Origin of the sequence: Prevotella sp. tc2-28, from assembly GCF_900107705.1 — a bacterium.
Lineage (GTDB): Bacteria > Bacteroidota > Bacteroidia > Bacteroidales > Bacteroidaceae > Prevotella.
In genome coordinates, this window is the sequence record NZ_FNRE01000001.1 from 151,193 (window position 1) to 166,947 (window position 15,755).

11 protein-coding genes are annotated in these 15,755 nt (G+C 49.1%); 6 read left to right on the forward strand and 5 right to left on the reverse strand.

What is annotated here, in order from left to right:
* The first annotated feature begins 663 nt into the window (after nt 1-663).
* The gene (locus tag BLU47_RS00635) at nt 664-933 is read left to right on the forward strand and encodes a DUF2442 domain-containing protein (protein WP_176780398.1); all 270 of its coding nucleotides are present in this window, start codon (nt 664-666) and stop codon (nt 931-933) included.
* Between the two features lie 114 nt (nt 934-1,047).
* Here BLU47_RS00635 and BLU47_RS00640 read toward each other — a convergent pair whose 3' ends face one another.
* The 5 genes from BLU47_RS00640 to BLU47_RS00655 form a co-directional block, all read right to left on the reverse strand.
* On the reverse strand, nt 1,048-2,364 hold the full coding sequence (locus BLU47_RS00640) for an MBL fold metallo-hydrolase (protein ID WP_091957200.1): 1,317 nt from the start codon (nt 2,362-2,364) through the stop codon (nt 1,048-1,050).
* Nucleotides 2,361-3,245: a hypothetical protein gene (locus BLU47_RS00645; RefSeq protein ID WP_091957202.1), complete on the reverse strand. Its 885-nt coding sequence runs from the start codon at nt 3,243-3,245 to the stop codon at nt 2,361-2,363. The genes BLU47_RS00640 and BLU47_RS00645 overlap by 4 nt, the downstream gene beginning before the upstream one ends.
* Before the next feature lie 19 nt (nt 3,246-3,264).
* Entirely contained in the window at nt 3,265-3,432 is a 168-nt protein-coding gene (locus BLU47_RS14945; protein ID WP_218131524.1) for a hypothetical protein, read from the reverse strand.
* A 115-nt stretch (nt 3,433-3,547) separates the two neighbouring features.
* Nucleotides 3,548-3,913, reverse strand: a complete 366-nt coding sequence (locus BLU47_RS00650; protein ID WP_091957203.1) for a DNA-processing protein DprA — start codon at nt 3,911-3,913, stop codon at nt 3,548-3,550.
* Between the two features lie 548 nt (nt 3,914-4,461).
* Nucleotides 4,462-5,112, reverse strand: coding sequence for an HAD family hydrolase (locus BLU47_RS00655; protein WP_091957205.1), 651 nt, complete (start codon nt 5,110-5,112; stop codon nt 4,462-4,464).
* A 285-nt stretch (nt 5,113-5,397) separates the two neighbouring features.
* Here BLU47_RS00655 and BLU47_RS00660 point away from each other — a divergent pair, with 285 nt between their 5' ends.
* The 5 genes from BLU47_RS00660 to BLU47_RS00680 are packed head-to-tail and all read left to right on the forward strand — an operon-like array spanning nt 5,398 to nt 15,623.
* Nucleotides 5,398-8,535, forward strand: a complete 3,138-nt coding sequence (locus BLU47_RS00660) for a SusC/RagA family TonB-linked outer membrane protein (protein WP_255402034.1) — start codon at nt 5,398-5,400, stop codon at nt 8,533-8,535.
* 12 nt (nt 8,536-8,547) lie between these two features.
* Nucleotides 8,548-10,245, forward strand: a complete 1,698-nt coding sequence (locus tag BLU47_RS00665) for a RagB/SusD family nutrient uptake outer membrane protein (RefSeq protein WP_091957206.1) — start codon at nt 8,548-8,550, stop codon at nt 10,243-10,245.
* Between the two features lie 27 nt (nt 10,246-10,272).
* A complete protein-coding gene (locus tag BLU47_RS00670) occupies nt 10,273-12,108 on the forward strand; it encodes a hypothetical protein (protein ID WP_143025411.1) in 1,836 nt (611 codons plus the stop codon).
* Between the two features lie 33 nt (nt 12,109-12,141).
* A complete protein-coding gene (locus tag BLU47_RS00675; RefSeq protein WP_176780399.1) occupies nt 12,142-14,253 on the forward strand; it encodes a hypothetical protein in 2,112 nt (703 codons plus the stop codon).
* Complete coding sequence (locus BLU47_RS00680; RefSeq protein ID WP_091957209.1) at nt 14,250-15,623, forward strand: glycoside hydrolase family 5 protein; 1,374 nt, start codon at nt 14,250-14,252, stop codon at nt 15,621-15,623. The genes BLU47_RS00675 and BLU47_RS00680 overlap by 4 nt, the downstream gene beginning before the upstream one ends.
* Nucleotides 15,624-15,755: the final 132 nt, after the last annotated feature.

The window sequence follows — 15,755 nt, forward strand, 5'->3', positions numbered from 1 at the left end:
TTAATACCCAAACTTGTTCCCTCATAACCTTGGGTTATTTTGCAATAAGCATCCCTTATTGATTAATAAGTGTTCCTTATTCGCACTAGAAAAAAAAATAGTTTTTCAATTTTACCCTCCCTTCCTCCCTTTTTCGCTCGGAACCCCTTTATTTACTGGGGTTCACGGACGGGAGGGAAAACAAACATCCCTCCCGTCTCCCTCCCGTCCAGGGTCCCAAGTTTTCGAAATGGGAGGGAGCGAACCCTAAAAAGGGAGGGTAACGGGAGGGACATTCATTTCCCCTCCCGTGCCTCAAACGCCCTGTACATCGGCATTTGAGAGGGATGACGGGAGGAAGGGAGGGTAAAATCGCAATTCCTATTTCTCCGAAAGTAATTTTCGTTACTTTTGGAGAAATTAATTTTCTATTCGGAGTAATTGAAATTACTTTCGGAGAAACTCAAGAAGCAAGATTTCCACCTTTTTCTTGCTTTTTTCGGAAATAATCCCTATCTTTGCCTGCGTAAAGAGCAATTATAATATCGACAATGCCTAAGATACTGCTGTATATCACTGCAAAAATAATCTGGCAATTTCTGTTCTGGAACACAGATTATAATGAGAATCGTGCCCATGTGCATGTTGGTAAACGCGGAACTGAGCATTTGTGTAAGAATAGAGATGTACAAGAAAGAAGGATATTGGGATGTGAAGCCAAAGATCAAAAGGTTATCATTTCCTAAACGTGGAAAATTTCAGGTGGACTTGCAAGACGGACGTTCTGTAACGATGCCCATTTCTGCTTTCCCGTCTTTGAAAAGGGTGCCTGCCAAAGAACGTGAGCACTGGTATCTCATGGGTGGAGGCGTAACGTGGGATTCCTGTTCTGAGGTTATCCATATTGAGCAAATTTTGGGCAACCACCAGAATTTTTCCCACGAAAATGCATAAGCTATTTTTCTCTTTATGAAAAAAGCGAAACAGGACCAGTACCTGCGTCTCAAGAATAACCGTCTACGGCCTGAGTGGAGAGAAAAAAACACATTACATCAGAATAGCTGTCAATCAGGTGGGAATCGAAAGATTTCCACCTGATTCTTGCTTTTTTCGGAATGTCCCTATAGAATCCGAAACACTCGATGATATTGGTGAAATACTGTCACCATCATTCAGCACAACAATGGGCCACTCGTCACAGAACAACTGGGCAAAACCTTCAGGGTTGTCCGTATGGATAGGTATAATTGCCTTGGGATGTAGCAGACGGAAGACCTCTCGCAGAGTATTCATGTCGCAATGACCACTGGTGTGCTTATATAGGAACCTTTCACCAAGAGACTTCGCTAGATTCTCGTTGTATGCAGCTTTGCTCTTGTCAACATATCCTTTCCACATTGACAGGTACGTTTGCTTTTCTCCAGGAATGTTGGCAATGAACTTGTCGAATCGAGGGTTAGAACGAGCTATCAGCACATAGCCTTTGTCGCCAATATATTCCTTGAATTTGTCGTTCATCCAAAACTCTCCGTTCTCGATGGTAAGGACAAAAGGCTTGTCTGTCTCCTTGAATTTATACAGCTTTGACTTCCCCCAGATTGGATCCCGCAGAGCCACTTTATCCATCATACGCTTTTGGTACTCATCTATGATGAAAACACGGCCCGCATTTCTTGCTGCATGGTAAAGGCCGAATAGCCGGTCAATGTTCGTCGACGAAACGTAAACAACGTTGCCTTTGTTCTTGGCAAACAATTCTTGACACTCCATCTGCAAGTCTTGTTCAGACAGACTTGCTGCATCAGGACGAGCGACGTTGGTAGCCTCGCAGACTACATAATCCACTTCACCAATAAACTTTTTGATGACTTCGGGCAATTTGCTACTCCTGAAGCCATGAGTACGGAAATCACCTGTGTGGAAGACGCTCAGCCCCTTGATACCAATCTTGAAAGCATAAGCATCAAATGCAGAATGGTCAACGGTGACAGGCATGATTTCCATATCTCCCCATTCAAAAGGTTTGCCCGGCTCAAAGGTCTTAACTGTCTGCAGACGATCCAACATCTCTTGATGAACACCATTAACCGTTTTGAGATAATCAGACAGTTCTATCTGAATGCCTCTTCCAACCTTGCCCATAAATATCGGTAAGTCTTTTGGCAGCATCGTAATACAGCCTATATGGTCACCATGATAGTGGGTAATGAGCAGTGCACTCTTTGAGATGTCACCTTTTGTAAGACCTTCAACCTCTAGATTGCCTGACTTCTGTCCTCCAGGCAATTCTTCGCCATAGTCTACGAATAAGCGGTAGCCGTTATACTCGTATTCTGTAACGCACCCACCAATTTGATGTGTGCCTCGATGTACTCTAATTATCATAAGCTTTCGTATTTCTGTACGACATCTTTAATGTTAGAATGTAATTCCTTACACACTTCCTGAATAACTTCAATAGCAGAATTCCTTCGTTGATGTTTCTTTGTATATGTTTGTTCAATGGACAAATAGACATAATCACAAACGGATAAAGGTATAATTTCTGTGCGCGCAATTCCTATTTTCTTCATTATTCGAAGTACTTTACTATAATATTCAACTAATATAGGTTGAAGTTTTTCTCCCTTGATTTTTGCTGCTTCTTTAAGGAACTTATCATAGCTATCCATCTGTTTAAGAATCTCTGCCTTTTTATTACCTGACGGTTTTAATCGGGAATCATCTATCAGTTTAAGTTCCTCAAAACATATCATTCCTTCTTCTGAGAGCTTAACCAAGTCTATCCTTATTTCGGTCCCGTCATCTAAACTTAATGCAAATTCAGTATCTATATATAATTTGTCGTTTAGATACATCTGAGATTGAACATATTTTTCACTTGAGTAGTTTTTCCCATTCTTCTCTTCACCGGCAATGCATGCTAAATTCTTCTTGTTTTCTTCTACACGTTTCTTTATTGTTTGAATTCTACAAAGGATTTCCTCAGGCTTGAGTGTCACATTGCCATATTTAATGTTCAATAAATCACATGACGCTTTTTCATATCCAAGATAATAATTGTGAATATCTGCTTCAATTGATCCGTCTTTGTAACTGAGGCTCATAATAGAGGCTCCACGGTAATAAACATTTATTCTATTATTCTTTCTGATATTGCAGTACAAATCACTATCATCTATCAGCTTTCTCCACCATAAAGGTTTCTTTGACAAAAGAACAAACAATGGCGCATCTTCGTTCAATTTAAAATAGCTCTTTTTCATATATGATATATTTTTGTTTCTATTTTGTAAATTTGACTTCCCCGTGTTCACCATAGACATAGGTTGTAGCACCTTGTTTCACAGTTACAGTATTCGATGTATAACCAATAAGATTACCTGTTTTATTGAACATAAAACTGTCAGTTTCGCTGTAAACCATGACATTAGTGCCTTGCTGTTTTGCCATTCCTATCATACATATCTACACTAAGTTTGTGCCGTGCGCAACTTCTATGTTTGCAAATATACGAATAATCATAGATTATTCATCAGTTTTTAATCATTTTTAGACAATTGAGGAACTATATATTTATAACGACAACAGGTTTCTTTTGCCTGCGTGCTTCAGATATTGAATGAAAAGTGCCTCGAGAGTCTGCAGAAGGGAAAGCAACAACCTTAGAAGCCTCCTTTACTATCAGAGTATTACGACGAAGAGGAGCTTTTATTCCATATTTTGCGTTGTCAGGCAGGAATTCCATCAGAGGAATGTGATGACGGCCAGCAAAGAGTTTTGCATAAGTATCGATGCCTGTAGCACCACCAGAGACAATAAGTGAAAGATCGCTAGGAGATACCTCCTGGAGAAGAATTTTCTCCCATTCCTTGTAACTTAGACTTGGTTTTCTTGTACCAACTATTGCCAATTTTGTTTTCAAACTATCCATATCAAATCTCTATTTGGTTATAATTTGATACGAAGAACTACACGTACCTAAATGCGATTTCATTATTTAAGATCAAGAATTTATGATTAATTAACATTGATAGATATGAAATAATAAATCCGCAAAAACAACAATCGGATAACTTTTAAACACACCATGATCTGCTCCCCAAAGATGAGAATAGGAAAGGAGCGCAAGGATTGATTCCCTTTGCGCTCCGTTATTTTGTTGTCACGGCAATGCACCTAGAGCTGCGCCTGTGGTCCAAGGCGAGAGAGCTCAAACCTCAAAACTCAAACCTATCGTCATCCTTCGTCCATACCTTATTAGAGTAAGAACCACCTCTGGCCAGAGTGGGAACATAAATAAATCACATCAGAATAGATAAAGTCCTTCTTCTTTGTTAACAGACTTATTCCTTTATTTTACCCATACCCTATCCAAGTAGTACTTGGGGACTACCCAAGGTGATGGCAGCCTTTTGAGCTTGGCTACACCTTGGGTACACCTTGGGTAGAGTATGTGAAATACACGACAAAAGTATAAATCTACGAAATAGACCCACTGAGTTGTTTGATTTCCGGAAATAGTGTCCAGTCTTCATTATTATGCGGACAAAGTGTCTGCATGCCTAAGGCTTGGGCTGCTTTGATATTTGCCTCGCCATCGTCCACGAACAAGGTTTCCTCAGGCGTTGCCTGCTGACCTTCCAGCATCATGCGGAAAATCTTCTCATCGGGCTTCATCACGCCACACTGGTAACTCAGATACAGCTTATCGAAATAAAAACTGATAGCATGTCCATTGCCATCAAACGCTGGACTGTCTGCCCACATCATCATAAACGGATTCGTATTCGAGAGCAGGCACACCTTATACCCCTTCGCTCTCAGTCGCATGATGCAGTCGAGGTTCCGTTGTGGCACATAGTCGACATAGCCGTGCCAAGCCTCAAAACATTCCTGCAAGGTCACATCGCGACCAGTCATCTGGCACATCGCAGCCCTAAACTCTTCCGTCGTAATACGCCCTGCCTCCAGGTCGGCAAATACACCTTGTTGCACAAAGGCATCCAGTCGCTGCCGTGCATCTCTTAAACCTATCTTCTCAAAATTTCTGATAGCACCCTCCAAACTTAGTGCCAGCACCACTCCCCCCAAATCAAATGCAATATTCTTTATCTTTTCCAGGTCCTTCATATGCTCTTAAAAAATCTGTCTCGGCAGGATGCCGTAATCTGTTTGCGTTTTCGTTTTCTGCGTACAAAGATACACATTTTTTCTGAAACGAAGAAGTAACGAGAGCAGAAATAAAACAAAAGTTATTATCACTGAAAACCAGTGCTTTTAAATGGTTTCTTTCGTGATAAAACGGGCTATAAAAACGAAACGTGCACCGTTTGATAACATTTTGAACATCGCTAAATAATAATAATGTTTACTTTTGCGACAAAATTTTATTATTACAAACCAAAACAAGTAACTATGAGTAAACAATCGCTGAAATTTATTGTGCTCATCATGGCTGTGCTCATGATGCAGTCAATGGGAATCGGGGCTGCTCTTAGTGCCAAGTCTATCTCAGGAACGGTTCTGTCGTCAACAGACAACGAACCGCTCATCGGTGCCACCGTACAAGTGGACGGTGCCCAGGGAGGTACGATTACCGATTTTGAAGGTAACTTCAAGATCGAGGCTAACGAAGGACAGACCTTAGTCGTATCTTACATCGGATACATCACCAAGAAAGTGAAAGTCGGAGCGGCTTCCGTACTGAACATCACGCTGGATGAAGACAAGGCTTCGCTGGAAGAGGTGGTGGTCATCGGTTACGGTGTGCAGAAGAAGAAGCTCGTGACGGGTGCTACTGTCCAACTGAAAGGTGAGGATGTAGCCAAGCTGAACACCAACAACGCCCTACAGGCCATGCAAGGACAGACTCCCGGTGTGAACATCATCTCGGAGTCAGGTCAGCCGGGTTCCGGTCTGAAGGTAATCATCCGCGGACAGGGTTCTAACATCTCCAACTCACCTCTTTATATTATAGACGGTATTCCTGGAGACATCACGAACATCAACCCCAGCGACATCCAGAGCATTGACGTGCTGAAGGATGCTGCTTCGGCTGCCATCTATGGCGCACAGGCCGCAAATGGTGTCGTGCTGGTTACCACACGCGGTGGTAAGGAAGGACGCGCACAGGTCACCTTCGACGCCTATATGGGTTGGGAACGTGCCGCTCGCAAGATTGAACTGCTGAATGCAAGCCAGTATATGGCACTGATGGACGAACAGGCCCGCAACTCAGGTGCAGACTCCTACAAATGGGATGCCTACCCCTCTATCTACAACCAGAAAACCGGGGAGCTGAACAACACCAACTGGATTAACGAGATGTTCAAGGACAACGCTATGACGCAGAGCTATACACTGGGTGTCAACGGCGGTTCAGCCACCAACACCTATGCCGTATCGCTGGGCTATTACAGTCAGGAAGGTATCGTAGGCGGCAAGCAGGCTTCGAACTACGAGCGCTACAACTTCCGTGCCAACATGGAGCAGAAGCTCTTCGACGACCTGCTGAAGGTCGGTGAGAACGTATCGTTCGCCTACAACAAGACCAAGGGCATCGGAACGGGCAACATGTATAACAACGCCCTGCGCGGAGCCTATGGCACATCACCCCTGCAGGCCATCTGGCTCGACGAGCAGCCTGCCCGTCCTGACCTGAACAACGGCTATGCATACTCTGAGGCTACCGACTGGTATCAGTATGACGGAAACCCCGTCTCAGGACTCTACCGTAGCCGCAACCTCTCCGACAACCAGAACTGGGTGGCTAACGTCTATGCCGAACTGCAACCCGTCAAGAACCTGAAAATCAAGACGCAGCTGGGTTTCAACCACAACAGCAGCTCTTATCGCAGCTATACACCGGCCTACACCGTGACCACCAACTCGAAGCAGGACGTGTCTACGGTTTCGCAGTCCATGTATAAAGGCTGGACGCTGACCTGGACAAACACCGCCACTTACGACTGGAACATCAAGGATCACGCCTTCAACGCCATGATCGGTATGGAATCAGAGCGATTCCAGGGCGACAACATGAGCGGTAACAACACGCTGCTCGACATCTTCGACCAGTGGAGCACCGCCTATCTGAACAATGCCGTCAACCTGAACACCGGCGAGTTGAAGGGCTATCCCAGCAACGACTATCGCCGTGTATCTTATTTCGGACGTATCGGCTGGAACTACCAAGACAAGTACATGTTGAACGCCACGCTGCGTTGCGACGGATCCTCACGCTTTGCCGACGGTCATCGCTATGGTTGGTTCCCCTCAGTCAGTGCTGGTTGGGTCATCACCGAGGAGAAATTCATGCAATCCCTGAAACCCGTGCTCGACTTCTTCAAGATCCGCGCCAGCTGGGGTCAGGTGGGTAACAACTCCATCGGCGACTACCTCTTCGCAGCTCCTGTCACTCTGATTGGAGCAGGCTACAACTTCGGAACAGGCAAGGGTGCCGAACTGAACACCGTAGGTGCCTACGCCAACCGTCTGGGCAACAGCGACTTGAAGTGGGAGACCTCTGAACAGACCGATTTAGGTTTCGACGCCCGCTTCCTGAACGGCAGACTGAACGTTAACTTCGACTGGTACTACAAGAAGACCAAAGACTGGATCGTACAGGCTCCCGTGCTCTCAACAGCTGGTGCCGAGGCACCTTTCATCAACGGCGGTAACGTGACCAACAAGGGTATCGAGCTGGGACTCTCCTGGCGCGACAACATCGGCAAGGACTTCTCATACAACGTAGGCGCCAACTTTGCCTACAACAAGAACGAAGTGGGCGAGATTCCCACCATCGACGGCATGATTCACGGTTCGACGAACATCATGTTCAACAACCAGACCGAGTTCTACCGCTGTGAGAACGGTCACGCCATGGGTTACTTCTGGGGATACAGGACAGACGGTCTGTTCCAGAACCAGCAGGAGATAGACAACTGGATTGCAGCCGGCAACGGCGTGCTCAACGGTGTGGCTCCTGGCGACGTGAAGATTGTCGATATGAACCACGACGGACAGATTACCGATGCCGACAAGGTAGACCTTGGTAACGGTATTCCCAAGTATAACTTCGGTTTCAACCTGAGCTTCAACTACCGCGAGTTCGACTTCTCGACCGTATGGAGCGGAGCAGCCGGCTTCAAGGTAGCCAACGGAGGTTACCGCAACTGGGGTAACGGCGATCAGGGCAACTACACAACCTACTTCCTGCAGCGCTGGACCGGTGAAGGAACTTCCAACGAGGTTCCCCGTCTGGTCAACGGCGACATCAGCTGGACCAACTTCAGCGACCTCTACCTGCAGAAGGGCGACTACCTGCGCATTGCCAACATCACGCTGGGCTATGACTTTGCCAAGCTCATCAGCCAGAAGTGGCTCTCTCAGGCCCGTCTCTATTTCCAGATTCAGAACCTCTATACCTTCACCAAGTACAACGGTATGGATCCTGAAGTCGGATTCGGACAGGACGCATGGATGTCGGGTATCGACACCGGCAGCTATCCCCATGCACGTACATTCCTCGTAGGTGTTAATCTTAAATTCTAAATCAGAAGCGTTATGAATAAAATGAAAATCAACATATTAGCCTTAGGCGTAGCCGCACTCACCATGACCGGCTGCTCCGAAAGTTTTCTGGACACAACGTCGAAGACGGAACTGAACTCGACCTCGTTCTACAAGACGGAAGTCCAGGCCGAGTATGCGGTGGTAGGCTGCTATGACGGCTATCAGCGCACCGTGTCGAACGGCAACTGGCCCAGTTTGTTCCAAGCCGTAGAAACCATGTCGGACGACTGTCTGGGCGGTGGTGGTCCCGACGACCGTTCCGACCGCCTGATGGACCGTTTCGACCGTAGTTACATGCCCGACCAGATAGACCTCTTCAATGGTCTCTGGGACGACTACTACAAAGGCATCAACCGCTGCAACCTCCTGCTGGCATCGCTCGACAACATCGGATGGACCTCGGAAGAAGCCCGCAAAGTGGTGGAGAGTGAGACTCGTGCCATCCGTGGACTGGAGTATTTCGACCTGGTTCGTATGTTCGAGCGCGTGCCCCTGCTGACTGTAGCCACCACCGAGGTAGTGCCCCAGTCGGAACCGGATGCCGTCTACGAGCAGATTGTTGCCGACCTGAAGTTTGCCGCTGACAATATGCCCGAAGAACAATATGCCGACAAGTCGAACAACCTGGGCCGCATCACCAAGTATGCCGCCGCTGCCATGCTGGCTCGCGTATACCTGTTCTACGACGGTGTGTACAACGACAACAAGGGAGGCGCAATGCCCGGCGGACTGACCAAGGAGCAGGCTCTGCAGTATTGCGAGGAGGTCATCAAGTCGCAGCGATACTCACTGGAACCTGAGTTCAAGAACCTGTGGCCTGCTGCCAGCACCGAAGCTACCACCAAGACGGAAGGTCGCAAGTCTACCTATGTGGAGGACAGCAACGAGATTGTGTGGGTGGTGAAGTTCAACAACGACCAGAACTGGAACAACAGCAACATCAACGGCAACAAGTTCATCATCAACCTCGGACTGCGCAACGTGACCAGTTTCGCACCTTACGGAAACGGATGGGGAGCCTGTCCGGTAACACCCTATGCCAACAGTCTGTTCCGCTCGGGCGACAGCCGCTCGACAGCCACCGTCATCGACTGTGCTGCCATCGGTGCCTACAAGGAACAGATAACTACCGACTGTATGGACTACACCGGACTGGTCAACAAGAAGTACTGTCCGCTCATCTTCACCGACGGTACATCCATGCCTGCTGCTGAGACAACCGTTGACGGTGGTAACATGCAGACCAACCAGGATCAGAACTGGATTCTCATCCGCTATGCTGACGTGCTGCTGATGGCTGCCGAACTGGGCAGCGCCAACGCCATGCAGTATTTCAACCAGGTTCGCGACCGTGCCTACGGAGCCGGTGTCCACGACATCACCTCCGCCCCCACCCGCGAGCAAATATGGAATGAGCGACGCGTCGAGTTCATGGGCGAGGGTGTCCGCTACTTCGACCTGCGCCGCCAGGGCCTCGATGCCTTCGTAGCCGCTCAGATGGGACAGGCCAATGCCAACGGACAAGCCTCAGGCAACCCGATTACCATTTACAACAACAAGGTGCCAACCACCATCGCTGGCACTTACGTAGAGAACAACATCCGCACCAAGCGTGGATTCTTCCAGATTCCCAATAGTCAGATCACGCTCTCGGGACATGTCTACAAGCAGAATGCCGGATGGGAATAATGTCATCACGATAAAAACAAGAAAACTATGAAAGTTACAAAATATATCTATTCGCTCGTGGCTCTCATGACGATGATGCTCGTCATCGGTTGTACTCCCGATAGCTACGACATGGGCGGAAACAGTCTGACGAAGGCTGACCTGGCACAAGGCACAGGATTCACCATCACGCCAGATGCCGCGAATCCCAACTTGATTCACCTCAAGAGTCTGTTGCCTAACTATAATGCGTTCTGGTCACACCCCGGAGTGGGCAAAGGACATTCCGACGGAACCAGCGTTGACCTGAAGATAGCCTTCGCTGGAGAATATACCGTTGTCTACGGTGTAAGCACACGTGCCGGCATCGTCTACAGCGACCCCGTAACCATCCAGGTGAACAGCTTCTGTGCCGACTTCGTCAGTGGCGAGGCTTGGCAGCAGCTGGCCGGTGGTGCCGGCGGTTCCAAGACCTGGGTGCTGGACAACGGCAAGTGTGGCATGAAGCAGGGTGCCTATTCGTGCTTCGACCCCAATGCAAGCTTTGAGGACATGACACACGACGAGGGACTGAACAACTGGTACGCCAATGGCTACACCTGGTGGGAGCCTGCCAACACCGACGTAGGCATCACAGAAGCCGATCTCGCCAAGGAGATGACCTTCGGACTGAGCGGCGGTGCTACGCTGACCATCAAGAATGCTGACGGTTCGATATCTGAAGGTTCCTTTGCCTTCGACCCCGACAACCACTCAGTCAGTGCCATCGGTGTTGAGTTCGTACATGGCGACTGGGCCGACGGAAAGTCAAAGAGCTTCAGCGACAATTTCTACGTGTTCCACCTCGACGAGAACCAGCTCATGATTGCCAACAAGCGCGACCCTGCCCTCTCGGGTGAAGGCGAGTGCTGGTATGTATGGAACTTCGTCTCCAAGGAATACCGCGACAATTACAACGTTGAAGAGACACACAAGATCACGCTGCCCGATGACTTCATGGACTACATCCTGCCCATGAACCAGCGCGAGACCAAGTATAAGTTCGACGGTGAGGAGCCCTTCGCATGGTTCGACCTCGACGGAAAACCCATCACCCGTGACCTCAAGAACTTCCCACCCGCTGCCAACATCGAGTCGGCAGGAATGACGCTCTATTACAACACCAAAGACGGCAAGAGCGAGGTGACCTTCATCGACCCGCAGGAGAACGAGCACAAGAGCACCTTCAAACTAAGCGACAACGGTATCTTCTCGTTTGCCGAGATGCCTATCTATGCCGTTTCCACCAATACCGACATCAAGTTCGATTCAAAACAGAACGAGCTGCAGATTCTCGGCTACGAAGTGGACGACTACTCAGGCGACATCACCGACCTCTGGCTGGGTTCTATGCAATACGACGCACAGGGCAAGCCCATCGAATACCTGGGCTACCACCTTAAGAAGCAGACCGGTGGACAGCAGGTAGAGCGCTACGTAGGCAGCCTGAGTTTCTTCGACACTGGCTGGGCCTTCCTGCCTAATGCCACGGTGACCATCAATGGCGAGGGTACCTACACGTTTACGTTGACTCCTGACGGTGTGGCCAACACTGCCTCACCCTATGGTATCTTCCTCGACATTCCCAAGTTGTACAAGAACCACAACAACTGCGACGTCGTCGTCAAGAGCATCAAGGCCGACGGTAAGGAAGTAACCTTCGACGATGCCCTCATCGACCGCGGAACAGCCGACGGTGACCTGTCTACAGCCCGTCGTTACATCGTCAACCCATGGGGCAAAACAGCCGACGATGCACCGAAGTATGCGTTTACCGCTACACTCGAGATAACTGTGCAGATCATCTATGACTGCGGTAGCAACGTCATGAATCCTGCCGAATAACAAAATGTGTAGAATCCTATTAAAATGAAAGTTATGAAAGCAACATATTATATCGGTGCATTTCTGCTGACCCTCGGAATGGCCGTCTCGTCATGTAGCAGCGACGACGACTACACCGTACAGACTTCATCCATCATCACGGAAATCACCACAGGAGATGCTGCCGTAACAGCCATCTCTGCTACTACCTACGGAACCGTGCATGACCTCGCAAGCATGGCTTCTAACCGCTATCAGGTCGGTACCATCTACAGTACCAGCTCAGACCCAACTGCCGGCGGTACCCGACAGTCGGGCACCATCGACGAGAACGGTAATGTCACCACCACGCTGAACGGACTCAGCGAAGGCACTACCTACTACTACGCCACCTATGTCACCCTGCAGAACGCACTTACCAAATACGGTGAGGTGAAGTCGTTCGTAGCCACCGATGCCGACGTAGCCACCGCAGCAGCAACTGACATCTCGTCGTGCAAGGCCACATTCAACGGTCAGGCCAAGGGCATCAACGACATCCTCGGATCAGCCGTTGTCGGCTTCAAGTATGCCACCAGCGAGGCTGAAGTAGAGAACGGAGAAGACCTGCAAATGGACAAGGCTGAAGCCAACTTCGCATTCGTGGCCTACGGTCTGCTGCCTGCTACCACCTATTATTATAAAGCATATGTCAAGGTTGGCGACGGTTGCATCTTCGGCAATACTCAGTCGTTCACCACCGAGGCACAAGAGATGGAGTATGTCGACCTCGGACTCTCCGTGCTGTGGGCCAAGTATAACATCGGAGCCGAGAGCGAGACAGAGCACGGCGTACTTGTAGGATTCGGCGACCAGACCTTCTACAACCGGTCAACCAGTCCTAACGACTACACCCCTTGGAGCATCACGGCCACCGACGAAGACTTCATCTACAACCTCCACATCGACGGCGACTCACCCATGAAGAGCTACATCCCCTCAGCTGCCCAGATGCAGGAACTGATTGAGAAAACCACCCAAAGCGTTGAAGAAGTGAACGGTGTGGCTGGTGTACGCTTCACCGCAGCCAATGGCAACAGCATCTTCCTGCCCTATACCGGCTATCGTGTAGGCAAGGACCTCCAAGAAGACCCCACTGGCTATTACTGGACCAGTACGGTAAGTGATGTGAACGAGGTCTATGGCAAATCACTCAAGATGGGTGCTAAGCCATCCGTCGAGCTCACCAATCTGGCCTATGGCCTTGGACTGCGCTCCGTACGTCCTTATGCAGTAATCAATCCTACTCCGGGTAAAGTCGTCGTAGGCGACTTGGAGAATAACGGCCGCATCCGCATTGAGATTTACAACGAGTACGGCAATACGAAGGATAACCCCGCCGTTGACCCCAATGCCATTAAGTTCAAGCAGAACATGGTAGTCACCTTCCAGATTGCCGGCATTGACGGTAACATGAAGGAAGGCGCACCCGCTTACCACGTAGCCGGTTTGGAATACGCAGACCCGACATGGGGACCAAGTTACTGGTCTAGTCTCGACATGGGCAAGTATGAAGCTGCCGTTACTGGCGACGGTACCTACACCGTATGGATGGAAACAACAGCAGCAGCCAGCGGAGCCGTTGTCTTCTGCATCGATATCAAGGACCTTGCCAAGGATGCTGTTGACGCCAGCAAGATTACGGCAGAAGTGCTGAGCATCAAACTGGATGCCGACGTCAACGAACCCGTCAACAGCAATATCGTAGAGTTCCAGAACAAAGACGGCAACGAAACCGACGGCCGCATAGAAATCTATAACGAGTATGGCAATGGTGGAAGCAAAGCCCAGGGCTGGTACAACAGCATGCAGTTCAGCGGACTCTGTGTGGTTGACTTCACCATCAAGGGTATTGACAATAACCTGAAGAGCGGAGCTACCGGCTCATACAAGACCGAGCTGTCGTATGCTGCAGCCAGCTGGGATCCCGCTTACTGGGGAGGTGCCAACTATGGCTCTGCCAATGTGACGGGCGACGGCAGCTATCAAGTATATACCTACCTGAAGGGCGACTGTGTCGGAACCGTTGTCTGGACCATTGAGCTCTATGGACTCTGGAAGGATTTGGTAGATACGTCCAAGATTCAGGTTTCGGTAGACAAAATTACAATACCTGGTAAGAAATGATGAAACTCAGAAACATACTAATGGGTCTGGCGGTGCTGTCGTGCACCGCCAGCTTTGCCCAACTCCCCGACGCAGCTACCATAGCCGCCAAGATGTATCCAGGCTGGAACTTGGGTAACACGATGGAGGCTAACAATAGTGGGCAGAACTTTACCAACAATGTAGGATTAGGGGGAGAGACGGCTTGGCAGTCTACCAAGACTACGCAGGAGGTCATCGACTTTGTCAAGTCACAGGGCTTCCGGTCGGTACGCATACCCTGCAACTGGGTGTGCGGACATATTAGCGATGCCTCTGCGGTGACCATCGATGCCCAGTGGATGGCTCGTGTCAAGGAGATTGTGGACTACTGCATTGGCAGCGGACTATATGTGCTGCTCAACGACCACTACGATGGCGGATGGGTACAAAACACACTGGAGGATGTCAGTGAGGCTACTGTGACCCAGAATTGTGCTACCATGAAAACCATCTGGACCCAGATTGCCACTACCTTCAAGGACTATGATGAGCATCTGCTTCTGGCTGGCATGAATGAGCCTGGCTTGGACAAGACATTCAAGGCCGAGAACGTAGCTGCCCTGCAGAAGTACGAGCAGGCTTTCATCGATGCCGTGCGTGCCACTGGTGGCAACAATGCTACCCGTACACTCGTGGTGCAGGGTCCGTCGACAGACATTGACCAGACCTATAATCTCTACGAAATGTCTGGCATCACCGACCCCGCAGGTTCCGGCCGTCTGATGCTGGAGGTGCATTTCTACTCACCCTGGCAGTTCTGTGGTCTGGAAGAGGATGCTGACTGGGGCAAGGCCTGGTATTTCTGGGGTTCTGCCAACCATGTTCCTTCTGGTACATTGGCTGTACGAAATACCAGCTCTTCCTATGAGGAGTCCTATGTTCAGAGCCAGTTCAAGAAGATGAAGACAAAGTATGCCGACAAGGGCTATCCCATTATCTTGGGAGAGTATGGCTGTCAGTGGCGCAATGTCGGCAATACTGTGGCACAGAACAGACATAACGCCAGCGTCAAGTTGTTCCACCAGACGGTTAATCAGCAAGGCCCTACCAATGGTATTGTTCCTTTTGTGTGGGACATCAATGTGCAGAGTCAGGGTGGCACCAAGGGCATCATGACAGTCCTTAATCGTTCGGCCAAAAGTGTTTATTGCTCTTATGCTATGGACGGCATCACAGCAGGTGTGACATCGACTACATGGGGCGGTCCCACATCGGGTATTAGTACTGTCCCTTTTGACCGTTCTGCCGATAGTAAAGACGCTGCAACCTTTAACATATTGGGCCAGCGTGTCAGTCCTGATGCCAAAGGACTGGTGATTATCGGTGGAAAGAAATACGTCAGGCGATAGCTCATTTTTGATATAATTAGTAGTATTATTATCTCGAAAGGGGAAGGACGACAAATTGTCCTTCCCCTTAACCATTTTCCGGCTTCATCAACAAAAAACGGAAAATTTGTTTGGTAGTCACATTTTTTTTCG